Origin of the sequence: Leclercia sp. UBA1284, from assembly GCF_002308415.1 — a bacterium.
Lineage (GTDB): Bacteria > Pseudomonadota > Gammaproteobacteria > Enterobacterales > Enterobacteriaceae > Enterobacter > Enterobacter pneumoniae.
Genome location: NZ_DBUS01000006.1, coordinates 736,811 through 753,471, shown reverse-complemented (window position 1 = coordinate 753,471; position 16,661 = coordinate 736,811). Strand labels below are relative to the sequence as shown.

Annotated in this window: 18 protein-coding genes and 1 tRNA gene; 12 read left to right on the top strand and 7 right to left on the bottom strand. The window is 54.6% G+C overall.

Annotated features, from left to right (window positions below; translation table 11 throughout):
• Positions 1-8 precede the first annotated feature (8 nt).
• Both B3511_RS06745 and B3511_RS06740 read left to right on the top strand, forming a co-directional pair.
• Positions 9-932 carry an XdhC family protein gene (locus tag B3511_RS06745; RefSeq protein WP_286777817.1) on the top strand — a complete coding sequence of 308 codons (924 nt, stop codon included), beginning with the start codon at positions 9-11 and terminating at the stop codon, positions 930-932.
• The gene (locus B3511_RS06740; protein WP_286777816.1) at positions 932-1,468 is read left to right on the top strand and encodes a nucleotidyltransferase family protein; all 537 of its coding nucleotides are present in this window, start codon (positions 932-934) and stop codon (positions 1,466-1,468) included. Before B3511_RS06745 ends, B3511_RS06740 begins: the two co-directional genes overlap by 1 nt.
• Before the next feature lie 44 nt (positions 1,469-1,512).
• Here the strand turns inward: B3511_RS06740 and B3511_RS06735 are convergent.
• Together B3511_RS06735 and B3511_RS06730 are read right to left on the bottom strand one after the other, a co-directional pair.
• Positions 1,513-1,600: transfer RNA gene (locus B3511_RS06735), tRNA-Ser, on the bottom strand.
• Positions 1,601-1,744: 144 nt separating this feature from the next.
• On the bottom strand, positions 1,745-3,373 hold the full coding sequence (locus tag B3511_RS06730) for an ABC transporter substrate-binding protein (RefSeq protein ID WP_286777814.1): 1,629 nt from the start codon (positions 3,371-3,373) through the stop codon (positions 1,745-1,747).
• Between the two features lie 269 nt (positions 3,374-3,642).
• On the opposite strand from B3511_RS06730, the gene yccA reads away from it, so the two are divergent.
• On the top strand, positions 3,643-4,302 hold the full coding sequence (gene yccA / locus B3511_RS06725; protein ID WP_040076269.1) for an FtsH protease modulator YccA: 660 nt from the start codon (positions 3,643-3,645) through the stop codon (positions 4,300-4,302).
• A 92-nt stretch (positions 4,303-4,394) separates the two neighbouring features.
• Positions 4,395-4,724, top strand: a complete 330-nt coding sequence (tusE, locus tag B3511_RS06720) for a sulfurtransferase TusE (protein ID WP_040076271.1) — start codon at positions 4,395-4,397, stop codon at positions 4,722-4,724.
• Here the strand turns inward: tusE and yccX are convergent.
• On the bottom strand, positions 4,721-5,002 hold the full coding sequence (gene yccX / locus B3511_RS06715) for an acylphosphatase (RefSeq protein ID WP_172657829.1): 282 nt from the start codon (positions 5,000-5,002) through the stop codon (positions 4,721-4,723). The genes tusE and yccX overlap by 4 nt on opposite strands.
• 92 nt (positions 5,003-5,094) lie before the next feature.
• Between yccX and rlmI the strand changes: the two genes are divergently transcribed.
• Together rlmI and hspQ are read left to right on the top strand one after the other, a co-directional pair.
• A complete protein-coding gene (gene rlmI / locus B3511_RS06710; protein WP_207293419.1) occupies positions 5,095-6,285 on the top strand; it encodes a 23S rRNA (cytosine(1962)-C(5))-methyltransferase RlmI in 1,191 nt (396 codons plus the stop codon).
• 60 nt (positions 6,286-6,345) lie between these two features.
• Positions 6,346-6,663: a heat shock protein HspQ gene (hspQ, locus tag B3511_RS06705; RefSeq protein ID WP_040076275.1), complete on the top strand. Its 318-nt coding sequence runs from the start codon at positions 6,346-6,348 to the stop codon at positions 6,661-6,663.
• A 36-nt stretch (positions 6,664-6,699) separates the two neighbouring features.
• Here the strand turns inward: hspQ and B3511_RS06700 are convergent, their stop codons facing one another.
• Entirely contained in the window at positions 6,700-7,113 is a 414-nt protein-coding gene (locus B3511_RS06700) for a CoA-binding protein (RefSeq protein ID WP_040076277.1), read from the bottom strand.
• Positions 7,114-7,284: 171 nt separating this feature from the next.
• On the opposite strand from B3511_RS06700, the gene csgI reads away from it, so the two are divergent.
• Together csgI and mgsA are read left to right on the top strand one after the other, a co-directional pair.
• Positions 7,285-7,947 carry a curli synthesis inhibitor gene (gene csgI, locus B3511_RS06695; protein ID WP_286777811.1) on the top strand — a complete coding sequence of 221 codons (663 nt, stop codon included), beginning with the start codon at positions 7,285-7,287 and terminating at the stop codon, positions 7,945-7,947.
• Between the two features lie 80 nt (positions 7,948-8,027).
• On the top strand, positions 8,028-8,486 hold the full coding sequence (mgsA, locus tag B3511_RS06690) for a methylglyoxal synthase (protein WP_040076279.1): 459 nt from the start codon (positions 8,028-8,030) through the stop codon (positions 8,484-8,486).
• Between the two features lie 34 nt (positions 8,487-8,520).
• Here the strand turns inward: mgsA and helD are convergent, their stop codons facing one another.
• Positions 8,521-10,575 (bottom strand): DNA helicase IV, encoded by a 2,055-nt coding sequence (helD, locus tag B3511_RS06685; protein ID WP_286777810.1) that lies wholly within the window; start codon positions 10,573-10,575, stop codon positions 8,521-8,523.
• A gap of 122 nt (positions 10,576-10,697) precedes the next feature.
• Between helD and B3511_RS06680 the strand changes: the two genes are divergently transcribed.
• Positions 10,698-11,147, top strand: a complete 450-nt coding sequence (locus B3511_RS06680) for a YccF domain-containing protein (protein ID WP_040076281.1) — start codon at positions 10,698-10,700, stop codon at positions 11,145-11,147.
• 15 nt (positions 11,148-11,162) lie between these two features.
• Positions 11,163-13,298: a YccS family putative transporter gene (yccS, locus tag B3511_RS06675; protein ID WP_286777809.1), complete on the top strand. Its 2,136-nt coding sequence runs from the start codon at positions 11,163-11,165 to the stop codon at positions 13,296-13,298.
• A gap of 2 nt (positions 13,299-13,300) precedes the next feature.
• On the opposite strand, the gene B3511_RS06670 is transcribed toward yccS, so the two are convergent.
• Positions 13,301-13,906 carry a TfoX/Sxy family DNA transformation protein gene (locus B3511_RS06670; RefSeq protein WP_207293416.1) on the bottom strand — a complete coding sequence of 202 codons (606 nt, stop codon included), beginning with the start codon at positions 13,904-13,906 and terminating at the stop codon, positions 13,301-13,303.
• A 216-nt stretch (positions 13,907-14,122) separates the two neighbouring features.
• On the opposite strand from B3511_RS06670, the gene sulA reads away from it, so the two are divergent.
• Positions 14,123-14,632, top strand: coding sequence for an SOS-induced cell division inhibitor SulA (gene sulA / locus B3511_RS06665; RefSeq protein ID WP_233803889.1), 510 nt, complete (start codon positions 14,123-14,125; stop codon positions 14,630-14,632).
• A 356-nt stretch (positions 14,633-14,988) separates the two neighbouring features.
• On the top strand, positions 14,989-16,044 hold the full coding sequence (gene ompA, locus B3511_RS06660; RefSeq protein WP_046886669.1) for a porin OmpA: 1,056 nt from the start codon (positions 14,989-14,991) through the stop codon (positions 16,042-16,044).
• A gap of 63 nt (positions 16,045-16,107) precedes the next feature.
• On the opposite strand, the gene matP is transcribed toward ompA, so the two are convergent.
• Positions 16,108-16,560: a macrodomain Ter protein MatP gene (gene matP, locus B3511_RS06655; protein ID WP_040076287.1), complete on the bottom strand. Its 453-nt coding sequence runs from the start codon at positions 16,558-16,560 to the stop codon at positions 16,108-16,110.
• Positions 16,561-16,661 lie beyond the last annotated feature (101 nt).

The window sequence follows — 16,661 nt, the reverse complement described above, 5'->3', positions numbered from 1 at the left end:
GAGGCATGATGCTCAATAACATTGCCTCCAACGCGCCGCTTCCCTCCCCTTCCCGCGCCTTTGTCACCGATGACAGCATCGCCGTGCTGCGCTTTGCCGTCGAGGCGCTCACCGCCGGAAAAGAGGCCGTGCTGGTGACCCTGACCGGTATCGAGGGCGGCGCGGCCCGCGCGCTGGGGTCGCAGATGTGCGTGCGCGACGATGGCCACTATTGTGGCTTCGTTTCCGGCGGCTGCGTGGAGTCGGCTGTGGCCTTCGAGGCGCTGGATCTCCTGGTCAAAGGTCAGGATCGCCAGATACGGTATGGCAAAGGATCGCCCTGGTTTGACATTGTCTTACCCTGCGGAGGCGGCATCACCCTCACCCTTCACCGGCTGCGTTCAGCTCGCCCACTGCTGGCGGTCCTTAACAGCCTGGAAAGACGTACCCCGGCCGGTTTGCATTATTGCCCCGCCACGCAGCAGCTCGATGCGATAGAGGGCGCTGTCACGACGGGCTGGCGCAGCGGCGGGTTTGAACGCGGCTATCGGCCCCGCGTGCAGCTGGTCCTGCAGGGTCAGTCGGTCGAGGCGCAAGCGACCGCCGCGCTGGCCCAGGCGGCAGGCTATGAGGTAACCGGTTTTACGGACGCTTCAGACCCCCTTATCGATGCGGATACCGCCGTGGTGCTGCTCTGGCATGATCTCCACCGAGAGTTGCCAGTATTGCAGGCCGCTCTGCGCGCTCGCCCCTTTTATATCGGCGCGCTGGGCAGCCAGCGTACCCATTCGCAGCGCAGCGAAACCTTGCTCGCGCTGGGCTGGCATCAAGAGGATATCGCCAGGATTAAGGCCCCCATCGGCCTCTTTCCCCGGGCGCGGGATGCCAGCACGCTGGCCCTCTCCGTGCTGGCGGATATCGCCGCCACGCGGCAGGCCGGAGCGGCAAGTTAGTGGCCGCCCCGGTGGTGATTGTGCTGGCGGCCGGGCGCGGCGAACGCTTTCTGGCCTCCGGCGGGCTGAGCCATAAACTGGAGGCGAGGCTTAACGGGCAAAGGGTGCTGGACCATACCCTGGCCGCCGTTACGGCTTCGCGGCTTGAGTGGCATCTGGTGAGGCCCGAGGGGGGAACTGCCGGGATGGGTGAGTCAATTGCGCTGGGCGTGATGGCTACACCGGAGGCCTCCGGCTGGCTGATCCTGCCAGCTGATTTGCCCTTTATCCAACCCGACACGCTGAGGGCCGTTGCCCACGCCCTGACGCACACCTCTCTCGTCGTACCGCACTACTGTTCTCAGCCCGGGCATCCGGTGGGCTTTGACCGTCGGTATTATGCCGCCTTGCGCGCGTTACGCGGCGAGGCTGGTGCGAGGTCTATTGTGCAGGCTGCACGTCGTCAGGGGGCTGTGTCAGATCTAATGCTGGAGGATGAGGGAATTGTCAGGGATATCGATACCCTTGCTGATTTGCAGCGTGCTGGAGAAGCATAAAAGAAAAAACCCCGTGATATCGCTATCACGGGGTTCTTCGTATTTGGCGGAAGCGTAGAGATTCGAACTCTAGAACCCTTTCGGGTCGCCGGTTTTCAAGACCGGTGCCTTCAACCGCTCGGCCACGCTTCCAATGAGGCGCACTATAAACACCTCAGTACGCCCTGTAAAGCACCATTGTGTTCGTTTGCCTGAAAAACAGCCAAATCGCAGTCAATCGGTTGAAATAACAACGCATTGACCGTTTTATCAGCACAAAATCTCACGTTTTAAGCCTTAATGCTTTTTGATGTACATATCTTTGGTGTAGTAGTAGCCCAGCTTATCTGGCGTAAAACCGCCCACCCAGGGTTTCACTATGTGCGTACGCACATAGTGATAGACCGGAATAGCAGGAACATCGCGCGCCAGTAGATCTTCGGCCTGCTGATAAAACTTACCGCGCTCCGCCGGGGTTTTGGCCTTCGCGGCGTTAACCAGCGCCTGATCATAGTCCGGGTTGCTGTACTGGCTGGTGTTCTGGCTGTCACCGGTGCGGTAGTTATTCAGGAAGGTGGCGGCATCGTCATAATCCGCAATCCAGGCGTAGCGCACCGCATCAAACGTATGGGTGTGCATGGTATCCAGCATGGTTTTCCACTCCTGATTTTGCAGCCTGGCTTCCACGCCGAGATTTTTCTTCCACATCGAGCTTGCAGCAATGGCGATGCGCTGGTGCGACTCAGAGGTGTTGTAAAGCAGGTTGAAGCTCAGCGGGTGGCTTTCGTTAAAGCCGGCTTCGTTAAGCAGCTTTTTTGCCTCCGCGATGCGTTTATCCATCGGCCAGCTGGCGTAGTCCGGGTTCTTCAGCGTGACGCCGCCGATATCTGGCTGGCTGATCAACCATGCCTGTCGCTGCCCTTGCCCCAACACTTTATCGGCGATGATCTCTTTATCGAGCGCCAAATTCAGCGCCTTACGCACGCGGACATCGTTAAATGGCGCGCGGGTGGTATTGAACTGGTAATAGTAAGTGGCAAGCTGCGGGGAGACGTCCAGCTCGCTGCCCAGCGTTTTTTTCAACTGGGCAAACTGATTGATAGGCACCGTATAGACAATATCGATCTCTCCTGCCCGGTAGCGGTTAACGTCAGACGCTTCAGAGGTGATTGGCAGATAGGTCACTTTGTTAATCACGGTATGGGCGTTATCCCAGTAACGCGGATTGCGCTCGGCAATGATGCGTTCGTTTACCACCCACTGCGACAGCTTGTAAGCCCCACTGGAGACGATGTGCTCGGGCTTGGTCCACTTCTCGCCAAAACGACTCACCAGGACTTTATCGATCGGCACCATAGACGGGTGCGCCAGCATCGCAAGGAAGGCCGCGTTCGGCTGGGTGAGTGTCACTTCGAGCGTGGTGTCATTAATCGCCTTCACGCCCAGCTTATCCGTGGGCTGCTTGCCTTCGGCAATCTCGGCGGCATTCACGATATGCATACTGCCTGGATAGCTGGCGTAAGGAGAGACGGTTTTCGGATCGATCAGCCGCTGCCAGCTCCAGACCACATCCTGCGCGGTAATCGGTGTGCCGTCGCTCCAGGTAATGCCCGGACGCAGATGGAAAGTCCAGACGGTATTGTCTTTGTTTTCCCATTTTTCCGCCAGGCGCGGCTGAATCTCACCCTGCGGAGAGACACTCACCAACCCGTCGAATAAATCGCTTATAATATTGAATTCGACATCGCTTTCGACTTTATGAGGGTCGAGCGAGGCCGGTTCATTGCCATTATTCCTGACCAGTTCCTGCTTCTCTGCAAGCTGCGTTCCTGCCGGCACGCTGGCCGCAAACGCCGTTGCGCTTGCGCACAGGATGCCTGCCGTCAGCAAAGAGAGTGTAAAGATAGTGCGTGGTTGTGGTTTCATTTCCTTCGCCTTATTGTCTGTTTTTTGACGATGCGGATTTAACTCTTAGCTGGGTAACTAAAATAAAGCAATATATTTCAGAGACCTATAAGATCTTGATCTCGATAATCTGCTGAAACCATTTTTCCTTCTGCGGTAAAAGCCTTTTGGGAGAGATCATGCTGGGTAAAGCCCTGAAGAACTGAGTAAAGATGGGTAAAATCACTTTGTTACGGCTGCGTCGTTCTCTATTCTTGCCGTTAATTACATCTGTCATAAGAGAGTGACTCATGGATCGTATAATTACTTCTTCCCGCGACCGCGCGTCGCTGCTTAGCACCCATAAAGTGCTGCGCAATACCTATTTCATGCTGAGCCTGACGCTGGCGTTTTCGGCCCTCACCGCGACTGCCAGCACCGTACTGATGCTGCCTTCTCCAGGGCTGATTCTGACGCTGGTGGGCATGTATGGCCTGATGTTCCTGACTTATAAAACCGCAGATAAACCTGTTGGTATTTTATCTGCCTTCGCCTTTACCGGCTTCCTGGGGTATATCCTCGGGCCGATCCTGAATACTTACCTGTCAGCAGGTATGGGTGACGTGATTGGTATGGCGCTGGGCGGTACGGCCCTGGTCTTCTTCTGCTGCTCGGCCTATGTGCTGACCACCCGTAAAGACATGTCCTTCCTCGGCGGTATGCTGATGGCAGGTATTGTGATTGTGCTGGTGGGTATGGTGGCAAACATCTTCCTGCAGCTGCCGGCTCTGCACCTGGCGATCAGCGCCGTATTTATCCTGATCTCCTCTGGCGCTATTCTCTATGAGACCAGCAACATCATTCACGGCGGCGAGACTAACTACATCCGCGCCACCGTAAGCCTGTATGTGTCGCTGTACAACATCTTCGTCAGCCTGCTGAGTATCCTGGGCTTCGCCAGCCGCGATTAATCCCCTCACTGTGCTGTATCCCCGGGCCCCGCTTATGCGGGGCTCTGTTTTTTGCTACACTGCAGCGGTTTTTGACTGACGTGTGATGAAAAATGTTGAGCTTTGACGGTAAAGAGATCGAGACCGATAACGACGGTTATCTGAAAGAGAGCAGCCAGTGGAGCGAAGCGCTGGCGGAAGTGATTGCCGAAAAAGAGGCTATTACTTTGTCGCCTGAACACTGGGAAGTGGTGCGTTTCGTGCGTGATTTTTATCTGGAATTTAATACCTCCCCTGCGATTCGTATGCTGGTGAAGGCGATGGCTAAAAAGTTTGGCGAAGAGAAAGGCAACAGCCGCTATCTCTATCGTCTGTTCCCGAAAGGCCCGGCGAAACAGGCGACCAAGATCGCCGGCCTGCCTAAACCGGTGAAGTGTATTTAATAGCGAATACCAAAGTTGGTATATTCCCGGCCGGGTTGATGCGGTTCTGATAAGACCTTTTCAACCCGAGCACTGCGCGGCCCCCCTGCCTTCAGCCAGGCGATGAGCTTTTCCACCTGCGCTGCATCACCACAAGCCACGACCTCAACGCTGCCGTCATCCATGTTTCGCGCGTAGCCGGTCAACCCAAGTTGCGTCGCTTCTCGCTGGGTGCTGTAACGAAAGCCTACCCCCTGAACCGTGCCGTGGACCCATGCGATCGTGCAGATATTTGACATCATCGTTCTCCTTATCCTCGTGGCGCGTTGCATTTCCCCCCTGAACTCGGGAAAATGGCGGCCATTTCATTGAATCGACAGAATAGCCAATTATGAGTGTACGTTTAGTGTTAGCCAAAGGGCGCGAGAAGTCATTACTGCGTCGTCATCCCTGGGTCTTTTCCGGTGCCGTTGCCCGAATGGAAGGAAAAGCCAGCCTCGGTGAAACCATCGATATCGTTGACCATCAGGGGAAATGGTTAGCCCGCGGCGCATACTCGCCCGCGTCACAAATCCGTGCGCGCGTCTGGACCTTTGATCCTCAGGAAACCATCGATATCGCCTTCTTTACCCGCCGCTTGCAGCAGGCGCAGCAGTGGCGAGACTGGCTAGCACAGCGTGACGGGTTAGACAGCTATCGCCTGATTGCCGGGGAGTCCGACGGCATGCCGGGCGTGACGATCGACCGCTTTGGCAACTTCCTGGTTCTGCAGCTGCTGAGCGCGGGTGCGGAGTATCAACGCGCGGCGTTAATCAGCGCCCTGCAAGGCCTCTATCCGGAATGCGCGATTTATGACCGCAGCGACGTGGCGGTGCGCAAAAAAGAGGGTATGGAGTTGACCCAGGGCCCGGTCACCGGCGAACTGCCACCTGCGCTGCTGCCGATTCAAGAGCACGGCATGAAGCTGCTGGTGGATATCCAGGGCGGACATAAAACCGGCTATTACCTCGATCAGCGTGACAGTCGTCTGGCGACCCGCCAGTACGTAAAAGACAAACGCGTCCTTAACTGCTTCTCTTACACGGGCGGCTTTGCGGTTTCTGCGCTGATGGGCGGCTGTGCCAGCGTGGTGAGCGTGGATACCTCTCAGGAGGCTCTGGACGTGGCGAAACAAAACGTTGAACTCAACAAGCTGGATCTGAGTAAAGCTGAGTTTGTGCGGGATGATGTGTTTAAGCTGCTGCGTAAATATCGCGATCAGGGCGAGAAATTCGACGTTATCGTGATGGATCCGCCAAAATTTGTGGAAAACAAAAATCAGCTGATGGGTGCCTGCCGCGGTTATAAAGACATCAATATGCTGGCGATACAACTGCTTAACCCAGGCGGTGTGCTCCTGACCTTCTCCTGCTCTGGCCTGATGACAAACGAATTGTTCCAGAAAATTGTGGCCGATGCCGCTGTAGATGCCGGTCGTGATGTACAATTTATAGAGCAGTTCCGTCAGGCGGCCGATCACCCGGTGATCGCAACCTATCCTGAAGGGCTTTATCTGAAAGGATTTGCCTGTCGCGTCATGTAACTTGAAAAGTGGAATGTTGCCCACACTTATAGTGTAAGTAACGTTTCCCGGGAGGTGACTATGATTGCCAGCAAATTCGGTATCGGCCAGCAGGTCCGCCACTCTCTGTTAGGGTATCTGGGCGTGGTTGTTGATATCGACCCGGAATACTCACTCGATGAACCGTCAGCCGATGAGCTGGCGGTTAACGCAGATCTCCGCGCCGCACCCTGGTACCACGTGGTAATGGAAGATGACGATGGCCAGCCGGTGCATACCTATCTTGCCGAAGCCCAGTTGAGTGGCGAAGCACAGGATGAACACCCTGAACAGCCGACCCTGGACGAACTGGCGCAGACCATCCGTAAACAGTTGCAGGCGCCACGTTTACGGAACTAAAAAAAACCCGGTAGCCAGGGCTGACCGGGTTTTTTATTATTTTGCCATTCCCAGACGGGGTATTTCGATAGCCGGGCAACGATCCATGACCACGTTCAGCCCCGCCTCACGCGCCAGCACGGCCGCCTGTTCGTTAATGACGCCCAACTGCAGCCACAATGTTTTCGCCCCCACGGCAATTGCCTCCTGCGCGACGCCCCAGGCCGCTTCTGAATTGCGGAACACATCGACCATATCGATTTTTTCTGGCACCTCTGCCAGGGTCCCGTAGCCCTGCTGGCCTAATAGCGTTTTACCGGCCACTTTGGGGGAGACAGGGATCACATGGTAACCCTGATCGAGCAGATACTTCATGACCCGATAGCTCGGGCGTTCGGGCTTATCGCTTGCCCCCACCAGCGCAATGGTGCGCGTCGATGTCAAAATGTTAACGATATCGTTCTCTTTCATCTTTTCCTCCTGGCTTTTTGTGAGTGTAAGCCAAAGCTGGGCAGGCAACCATCTAACCCATACGTTCGTATGAGGGCAAACGGCGCAATGATGTCTATATGTTAGTAAACATGATCACCGAAAAATTTAGATACATTATTCCGCGACCTATCGGATACCCAGGAGCCTGTTATGAAAACCGGCATTGCCACACTGATGATGGTATTAATGATGCCGGTTTGCGCTTCCGCTACCACGCTGAGACTCTCCACCGATATCGATCTGCTGGTGCTGGATGGTAAAAGGGTCTCCAGCTCGCTGTTACGTGGCGCAGATAGCATTGAGCTGGATAACGGCCCCCATCAGATCGTTTTTCGGGTTGAAAAAACCATTCGTCTCGCCAGCCATGAGCAGCGGATCTATATCTCCCCACCGCTGGTTGCCAGCTTCAACACGCAGCGCATCAGCCAGGTCAACTTTAGTTTGCCGCGTCTGGAGACGGAAAAAGAGTCTCAGTCATTTGATAACGCGCCGCGCATTGAGCTGCTGGACGGAGATGCGATGCCGATTCCGGTCAAACTGGATATCCTCGCCATCACCACCGCCTCGAAAGGGATCAATTACGAAAGCGATACTGAGCGGTATAACAGCGCCGGGCTGACGGCTTCGCTGCCGCAATTTGCCATCAGGATGGCCGACGACAGTACGCTGCTGTCGGGCGTGTCTGAACTCGATATGCCGCCCCCTCAATCGCAAACTTTAACCGAACAGCGGTTAAAATACTGGTTTGCGCAGGCGGATACGGATACCCGCAACCGTTTCATGCAGTGGGCGAAGCAACAACCCCCCTCCTGACCCGCAATTTTTTGCCCTTTCTCTTGCAGCGTCAGATGCTTCCAGTAATCTGTAGCCATTTACATTGATGGAAACCGATAATGGAACTGACTACCCGCTCACTCCCGGAACGTAAACACATTGCGCTGGTCGCCCACGATCACTGCAAACAGATGCTGCTCAACTGGGTGCAGCGCCATAAACCCCTGCTGCAACACCATGCCCTTTCCGCGACCGGGACCACCGGCAATCTGATTAACCGTGAAACAGGTCTTGACGTGAATGCCCTGCTTAGCGGCCCGATGGGCGGCGATCAGCAAGTAGGCGCGCTGATTTCGGAAGGCAAGATTGATGTACTGATCTTTTTCTGGGACCCGCTTAACGCCGTTCCACACGATCCGGACGTGAAAGCGCTGCTGCGTCTGGCCACGGTGTGGAATATCCCTGTTGCCACAAACCTGTCGACGGCTGACTTTATTATCGAGTCACCGCAGTTTAATCGTCAGGTTGATATTCTGATTCCAGATTATCAGCGTTACCTCGCAGAGCGTCTCAAGTAAGCTCTTTGCCGGGTGGCCCCCACCCGGCACGATCTCAAGGTTTTCTGGCTACTGGCACATCCAGGTCACGCAATACCGCCACAAAAGACGACGGCTGCGCTTTATTAAAGAGTAACCACACGCGATGACGGGCGCGGGTTATCGCCACATACAATAGCCGCCGCTCTTCGGCATCGGGGAAATCTTCCGGAACGGGCAGCAGCGCTTGCTCCATGACCGACTCCCTGGCAGGGGCCGGGAATGCGTCACTTCCCTCCTGCAATCCCAGCACAATGACGTAATCCGCCTGTTGCCCCTTACTGGCGTGGATAGTCATAAAGTCGAGCTGTAATTTCGGCCAGCGAGTCGCGGCCTTTTCCAGCGTGGCAGGCTTCAGATGATGGTAGCGCGCCAGCAGCAGAATCCGCTCCTCCGGTTTGGCATAACCACTGAGCTTATCCAGCAGCGCGTCGAGCTGATCGTCAGCCAACAGGGTGACCGCTTTTTTATCCCCCGCGGCAAGGCTGTTTAACGGCTTCGTCAGCTGATGCGGGTTTTGCTGAATAAAGCGGTTGGCGATTTCACCGATTCGGTTATTGAAGCGATAGGTGGTATCCAGATCGCAGCGGTCCCCCTCACCAAAATAGTGGTGGAAGGCAGTAGTAAGCGACAACTGCGCGCCGCTAAAGCGGTAGATGGCCTGCCAGTCATCGCCGACCGCAAAGAGCGAGGTGTGTTTGTTTTGCCCCCGCAGCGCCGCCAGCAACGCCGCGCGCTGAGGCGAGATATCCTGAAACTCGTCCACAAGAATATGTTTCCAGGGACTCACAAAGCGTCCTTTCTCCAGAATGAGAATCGCCTGATGAATAAGCCCCGAGAAGTCCACGGCATTCTCCTCTTTCAGGGCCGTTTTCCAGGCTTTTAACAGAGGCGCCATTAGCTTCACCCGCTTCGAGAAGAGATCGCGGATCTCCTCCGGCGCACCGGCAATCATCTCGCTCTGCGCGCCGCCGTGCATACGCATCAGGCTCACCCAGCGGTCCAAGCGCGGCGCCAGACGGCGAGCCAGCTTCTCGTTCTGCCAGAAACTCCCTTCCGGGACGGTCCAGTTAAGCTCCTCTTCAAGCCACTGCCGCCAGCCTTTTGCCTGCGCTTTTTTCTCGCTGCACTGCTGTTGCCAGGCCTTGATGAACAGAGCCTGTCGGGCGGGGGTGTCGTTTTCAAGCTTACTGACGACCGGCACTTTTTTACTGCCCTGCTGAATAATATGCAGCGCCAGCGCGTGGAAAGTTCTGGCGGTGATCTCCTGCGTATGCAGACGCGCTTCGATCCGTTCATCCATCTCCTGCGCGGCTTTACGACCAAAGGCCAGCAGCAGGATCTGATCTGCTGTCGCTTCGCCGCGGGTGAGCAACCACCCGGCACGCGCCACCAGCACTGACGTTTTACCGCTACCCGCACCGGCCAGCACTAATAGCGAGTGTTCGCCGTTGACCACTGCCCGCGCCTGCGCCGGGTTGAGGGGGGAAGATTCGATCCCGGCAAAAAAATCGGCGTAGCGCGTCAGCATGGTATCCGTCCACGCCTGGTTATGCAGCAGACGGCTCTGGTCAATATCTTTCAGCCACGCCTGACACTGCCGCCACGCGTCACGGCAGTTATCAAACTCCTCCAGCCGGGAGGGAGGTAATGGCAGCGCTGTCAGCGCCTGGGTGATTTTTTGCTGCAGACCAAGGGTCTTGACGCGGGTTAACCAGCTGTTCTGCTCATTGCTCTCTGCGATCTCCGCCAGCACTTGCTGTAAGACCTGTGCCGCGATGTCGCTCATCTCAGCACTCCACGTTTGCCAGAGTGTATTCAGATGATGATGAAAGCGTTGGGTCTCAGCCCACTCGGTACCATGAAGGCGCACCACTTTATCCGCCGGTAGCACGAACTCCAGCTCACCCCAGACCAGACCGCGCTTACAGTGGATAGCCAACAGTTGGTTAAAGGGGATGAGATATTCATGCTTCTCGCCTGAAACCTTAACGCCTGCGTTGAGCAGGACAACCCTGTCATAGGGATGTTGTGCCAGGCGCTTGCCTAACGAAGTTGCTTTCAGTTCCATGTCCAGCCTGATCCACGGGGTGATAGTTGCCTGATAGTGTAACTGCCAGTTTTAAGGTGCTCCAGCGCAAAAAAACGTTACAATCATCAGGCTGTGAACAAACCGGAAGGAATTGAGGGATTATGCGTACCGTTTTGAATATTTTGAATTTTGTGTTGGGTGGTTTTGCCACCACCCTCTCCTGGCTGCTGGCAACCCTGGTGAGTATCGTCCTGATTTTCACCCTGCCGCTAACGCGATCATGCTGGGAAATCACCCGTCTTTCGCTTTTCCCTTATGGTAACGAAGCCGTTCACGTCGATGAGTTAAACCCGGACGGGAAGAGCGCAATCATGAACACCGGCGGTACGCTGCTTAATATTCTCTGGCTGATCTTTTTCGGTTGGTGGCTGTGCCTGATGCACATTGCGGCGGGCATTGCTCAGTGTATTTCTATTATTGGTATCCCGGTTGGTATCGCCAATTTTAAGATTGCCGCTATCGCCCTGTGGCCGGTCGGACGTAGAGTGGTCCCGGTGGAGGTCGCCCGTGCCGCCCGTGAAAATAGCGCCCGTCGTCGATTTCAGTCATAAGGATTACCTGCGCGCATGCTCAGCCCACTGCTACGTCGCTATACATGGAACAGCGCCTGGCTTTATAACGTCAGGATCTTCATCGCCCTTTGCGGCAGCACCGCCCTGCCCTGGTGGCTGGGCGAGGTAAAGCTGACCATCCCCCTGACGCTGGGGGTGGTTGCTGGCGCCCTGGCCGATCTTGACGATCGCCTCGCCGGACGACTGCGTAACCTGGTTATTACCTTAATCTGCTTTTTTATCGCCTCGGCCTCCGTGGAGCTGCTCTTCCCCTGGCCCTGGCTCTTTGCATTAGGACTACTGCTCTCGACAAGCTGCTTTATCTTGCTGGGTGGCCTGGGCCAGCGCTATGCCACTATCGCGTTCGGCGCGTTGCTGATAGCCATTTACACCATGCTGGGCGTATCGCTTTACGACCAGTGGTATCAACAGCCGGTGCTGCTGCTCATTGGCGCTATCTGGTATAACTTGTTAACCCTTGCGGGTCATCTGATCTTCCCCATTCGCCCGCTGCAGGACAACCTGGCGCGCAGCTATGAACAGCTGGCCCACTATCTGGAACTTAAATCACGGCTTTTCGATCCGGACATTGAAGATGAAAGCCAGGCTCCCCTTTACGATGTGGCGCTGGCGAATGGCCAACTGGTGACAACGCTAAACCAGACGAAAGCCTCGCTCCTTACCCGCTTACGCGGCGACCGCGGTCAGCGTGGCACCCGCCGTACCCTGCATTACTATTTTGTGGCGCAGGATATTCATGAGCGCGCCAGTTCCTCTCACGTTCAATACTCGGCCCTGCGCGAGAAATTTCGTTATAGCGATGTCATGTTCCGTTTTCAGCGTCTGCTGTCGATGCAGTCGCAAGCCTGTCAGCAGCTCTCTCGCTCTATTTTATTGCGCACGCCTTACCAGCATGATCCCCGTTTCGAGCGAGCCTTTAGCCATCTGGATGCGGCGCTCGATCGCGTGCAGGCCAGCGGTACCTCGGCCGAGCAGATGAAAGCCCTCGGTTTCCTGCTTAATAACCTGCGGGCGATTGATGCCCAGCTCGCCTCCATCGAATCCGAACAGGCCCTGGCGCAGCCCGGCAATGAGGCGGAAAACCAGCTGGCAGACGACAGTATGCATGGTTTCAGTGATATCTGGCTGCGCCTAAGCCGCCACTTCTCGCCTGAATCGGCGCTGTTCCGTCATGCCGTGCGGATGTCGGTGGTGTTATGTGTGGGTTATGCCTTTATCCAGATTACCGGGATGCATCATGGTTACTGGATCCTGTTGACCAGCCTGTTTGTTTGCCAGCCTAACTACAATGCCACCCGACACCGTTTGGCGCTGCGTATTCTTGGCACCCTCGCCGGGGTGGCGCTGGGCCTGCCGATCCTCTATTTCGTCCCCTCAGTGGAAGGACAGCTGATTCTGATTGTTATTACCGGGGTGTTGTTCTTTGCCTTCCGTAATGTGCAATACGCGCATGCCACCATGTTTATAACCTTGCTGGTTTTGCTCTGCTTTAATCTCCTTGGTGAAGGGTTCGAAGTGGCATTACCAAGAGTGATCGATACCCTGATAGGCTGCGCTATCGCCTGGGCAGCAGTGAGTTTTATCTGGCCCGACTGGCGGTTTCGCAACTTACCGCGGGTACTGGCTCAGGCGGTCAATGCCAACTGTCGTTACCTGGACGCGATCCTCGAACAGTACCACCAGGGGCGCGATAACCGCCTGGCTTATCGTATTGCCCGGCGGGATGCGCATAATCGCGATGCCGAACTGGCCTCGGTGGTTTCAAATATGACGCGGGAGCCACGCGCCACGGCGGAGATCCGCGAGGTGGCTTTCCGGCTGTTGTGCCTGAATCACACCTTCACCAGCTATATATCTGCACTGGGCGCGCACCGTGAGCGGCTCACGAACCCAGCGATACTGGATCTGCTGGATGATGCTGTCTGCTATGTGGATGATGCACTGCATCAGCGCCCGGCGGATGAGCCGCGGGTAGAGCAAGCATTAAATGAACTGGCGCAACGTATATCGCATCTTGAACCTGGCACGGAGAGCAAAGCGCCACTGGTTCTACAACAGATCGGTCTGCTTATTGCGTTGCTGCCAGAAATTTGTCGACTACAACAACAGGTTGCTCACTTGCCAGAGTAGCGTTATTGCGCTGGCAATGTTTTATACCACTCAATCAGCTCCCGGCGTCGTATTGCCGGGAGAGCCGCTTCATGTAGCCCCTGGATCGCCCCTTCCAGTGCAAACAGCACTTTGTAACTAAGATGCTTATTCAACCGCTTGATCCTCAACCAGCATGCCTCAGCGCCGAGTGTGCGTAACGCCTCTTCGTTTGGAATTCCGGCTTCGCACAGAAGCAGTTCGAGTTGGAAGGTCAGGTTGGGGAGATCTTTCAGGCGGTCCTGTTTAAAGCGTTTACAGCGTTCCCGGCGGGCGGCTTCGAGCGCAAACGACGAGAGCCGTAGCAGTCGCTCTTGATCCTGCCAGAGGGTCTCATCCACCCGATAATAGTTTAGTAAGACGGGCCGCCCACGTTTTAACAGCGTTAAGAATGAGGCGCCCTGTTTGACGAAATAGGAGGCGCTTTCTTCGCAGGCCCGCAGGTACAACTCGCCTGCTGAAACCATGGCGAACACCGTATTGTCTACGGCCAGTGCGTACCCGCCAAACAACGCGCGATGCTCTACTTCTCCCAATGAGGACAGGTATTTTTCAGATTGATAGATCCGTTCATAGGATATCTTTTTCATAATAATTCCTTTTAAATCATGAAGTAACAAATGAAGTTTTTATTAACGGATCCGTTAGTCAAAAAATAGGTAAGTTGCGGGCGATGGGCAAGATGATTTTGAAAGAGGCAGCAACAACGAGTGAATTTTGCGAGACGCTTTCAGAAAATGAGGTTGATCTTTAGTCGCACAGGGGTTACTGTATATCCATACAGTAACTACAGGGCTGGATTGATTATGTACTCTTCAGGCTATTCAAATCGCACAACATCTTTCACTTCAACTGCAGGCAATAGCGCAATGACTTCTTCTGCGCGTCCCTCCACCGGGCTGATTAGTGAAGTGCTCTACCGTGAAGACCAGCCCATGATGACCCAACTCCTGCTGCTGCCGCTTTTACAGCAACTGGGGCAGCAGTCTCGCTGGCAGTTGTGGCTCACGCCTAATCAGAAATTAAGTCGCCAGTGGGTGCAGTCAGCGGGTCTGCCTTTGACTAAAGTTATGCAGGTTAGTCAGCTTGCGCCTTGCCATACTGTTGAATCCATGGCCAGAGCATTGCGCACCGGTAATTACAGTGTGGTTATTGGCTGGTTTACTGAAGCGTTATCGGATGATGAGCAATATTTGCTCGCTGAAGCGGCTGAAGAAGGAAACGCGCTGGGCTTTATAATGCGTCCGGTTCAGGTTGGTCCCCAGGGCAAGGGACACTTTTCTGGGCTAAAAATTCACTCGAATTTGTATCATTAAGTAAAAATAAGAGTTTTCCTGGAATTTTTTTTGCGCCACTTGTACACCATTAATTCCATGTGTAAATCCGACGAAGAGTCTTGTCTGGTGCGGTTTCTCTGATTTCGTCTGGCATGAATAACCACAATTTATGTTAAATATTGTGTATACAAAACTTTTTTTTTCATATGCCTGACGGAGTTCACACTTGTAAGTTTCCAACTACGTTGTAGACTTTACATCGCCAGGGGTGCTCGGCCTAAGCCGAAGATATCGGTAGAGTTACTCTATTGTCCCCGCCCCCCGGTGAAGGATTTAACCGTGAACTCTCATTGAGATTCTCATGGCGATTTTTGGATGATAACGAGGCGCAAAAAATGAAAAAGACAGCTATCGCGATTGCAGTGGCACTGGCTGGCTTCGCTACCGTAGCGCAGGCCGCTCCGAAAGATAACACCTGGTATACTGGTGCTAAACTGGGCTGGTCTCAGTTCCACGATACTGGTTTTATCAACAACAATGGTCCAACCCACGAAAACCAGCTGGGCGCTGGTGCATTCGGTGGTTACCAGGTTAACCCGTATGTTGGCTTTGAAATGGGTTACGACTGGTTAGGTCGTATGCCATACAAAGGCGACAACATCAACGGCGCATTCAAGGCTCAGGGCGTTCAGCTGACCGCTAAACTGGGTTACCCAATCACTGACGATCTGGACGTTTATACCCGTCTGGGTGGTATGGTTTGGCGTGCAGATGCTAAAGCTAACGTTCCTGGCGGCGCTTCCTTCAAAGACCACGACACTGGCGTTTCCCCAGTATTCGCTGGCGGCCTGGAATGGGCAATGACCCGTGACATCGCTACCCGTCTGGAATACCAGTGGACCAACAACATCGGTGATGCAAACACCGTTGGTACCCGTCCAGACAACGGCCTGCTGAGCGTAGGTGTTTCCTACCGCTTCGGCCAGCAGGAAGAAGCTGCGCCAATCGTAGCTCCAGCACCGGCTCCAGCTCCAGAAGTACAGACCAAGCACTTCACTCTGAAGTCTGACGTTCTGTTCAACTTCAACAAAGCAACTCTGAAACCAGAAGGCCAGCAGGCTCTGGATCAGATGTACAGCCAGCTGAGCAACCTGGATCCGAAAGACGGTTCCGTAGTGGTTCTGGGCTTCACTGACCGCATCGGTTCTGACGCTTACAACCAGGGTCTGTCCGAGAAACGTGCTCAGTCTGTTGTTGATTACCTGATCTCTAAAGGTATCCCAAGCAACAAGATCTCCGCACGTGGTATGGGCGAATCTAACCCAGTTACCGGCAGCACCTGCGACAACGTGAAAGCACGTGCAGCGCTGATCGACTGCCTGGCACCAGATCGTCGCGTAGAGATCGAAGTTAAAGGCATCAAAGACGTTGTAACTCAGCCTGCGGCATAAGTTATCGTCTTATAAAAAAACCCCGCTCTGCGGGGTTTTTTATTGCCTGCGAAAAAGCTAACGCTATTTTTTGCCCAGCAATGCCTGCAGATCGGTCTTCAGCGTCGACATCTTGCTGGCGTATTTTTCTTTATGTTCAGCATCTTCAATCAGCTGAACAATGGTCTCAGACAGGGTTTTCCCACGACGTTGAGCCAGCCCCGCCAGACGCTGCCAGACTAAAAATTCCAGATCGATCGACTTCTTACGGGTATGCTGGTGTTCAGCATTAAAATGCCGTTTACGCCGCGCGCGGATAGTCTGCTTCATGCGGTTCAGCAGCGTGGGGTTGATATGGCGTTCAATCCAGCCGTTAACCCGAACGGGGTCATTCTCGAGGGTCAACAATAAATCTACCGCTTCTTTCGCCGCACTGGCTTCAAGGTAGCAAGTTATCAATTCTCCTTCGCGGTGTTTTTTGACCAGGTACTTCCATTTCCAGCCGCTTTCGAGATTTTCCAGTTGTTGATATTTCATTGCGATCCCAATGTGACCGTGTAACTCTGTCCAGAATATCAGTTTTTTGCCAATCTGCTGAAAAGAAATCAACGCCTGTGACCGCCAGATGAGATTCACCG

Bases quoted from the DNA above. Each gene is read 5' to 3' on its own strand.
- B3511_RS06745 (WP_286777817.1), top strand. From the start codon at position 9: ATGCTCAATAACATTGCCTCCAACGCGCCGCTTCCCTCCCCTTCCCGC.
- yccS (WP_286777809.1), top strand. From the start codon at position 11,163: ATGCTCAGCCCACTGCTACGTCGCTATACATGGAACAGCGCCTGGCTT.
- B3511_RS06680 (WP_040076281.1), top strand. From the start codon at position 10,698: ATGCGTACCGTTTTGAATATTTTGAATTTTGTGTTGGGTGGTTTTGCC.
- yccX (WP_172657829.1), bottom strand. From the start codon at position 5,002: ATGTCAAATATCTGCACGATCGCATGGGTCCACGGCACGGTTCAGGGG.
- B3511_RS06700 (WP_040076277.1), bottom strand. From the start codon at position 7,113: ATGAAAGAGAACGATATCGTTAACATTTTGACATCGACGCGCACCATT.
- rlmI (WP_207293419.1), top strand. From the start codon at position 5,095: ATGAGTGTACGTTTAGTGTTAGCCAAAGGGCGCGAGAAGTCATTACTG.
- B3511_RS06730 (WP_286777814.1), bottom strand. From the start codon at position 3,373: ATGAAACCACAACCACGCACTATCTTTACACTCTCTTTGCTGACGGCA.
- B3511_RS06670 (WP_207293416.1), bottom strand. From the start codon at position 13,906: ATGAAAAAGATATCCTATGAACGGATCTATCAATCTGAAAAATACCTG.
- yccA (WP_040076269.1), top strand. From the start codon at position 3,643: ATGGATCGTATAATTACTTCTTCCCGCGACCGCGCGTCGCTGCTTAGC.
- matP (WP_040076287.1), bottom strand. From the start codon at position 16,560: ATGAAATATCAACAACTGGAAAATCTCGAAAGCGGCTGGAAATGGAAG.
- tusE (WP_040076271.1), top strand. From the start codon at position 4,395: ATGTTGAGCTTTGACGGTAAAGAGATCGAGACCGATAACGACGGTTAT.
- helD (WP_286777810.1), bottom strand. From the start codon at position 10,575: ATGGAACTGAAAGCAACTTCGTTAGGCAAGCGCCTGGCACAACATCCC.
- mgsA (WP_040076279.1), top strand. From the start codon at position 8,028: ATGGAACTGACTACCCGCTCACTCCCGGAACGTAAACACATTGCGCTG.
- hspQ (WP_040076275.1), top strand. From the start codon at position 6,346: ATGATTGCCAGCAAATTCGGTATCGGCCAGCAGGTCCGCCACTCTCTG.
- csgI (WP_286777811.1), top strand. From the start codon at position 7,285: ATGAAAACCGGCATTGCCACACTGATGATGGTATTAATGATGCCGGTT.
- sulA (WP_233803889.1), top strand. From the start codon at position 14,123: ATGTACTCTTCAGGCTATTCAAATCGCACAACATCTTTCACTTCAACT.
- ompA (WP_046886669.1), top strand. From the start codon at position 14,989: ATGAAAAAGACAGCTATCGCGATTGCAGTGGCACTGGCTGGCTTCGCT.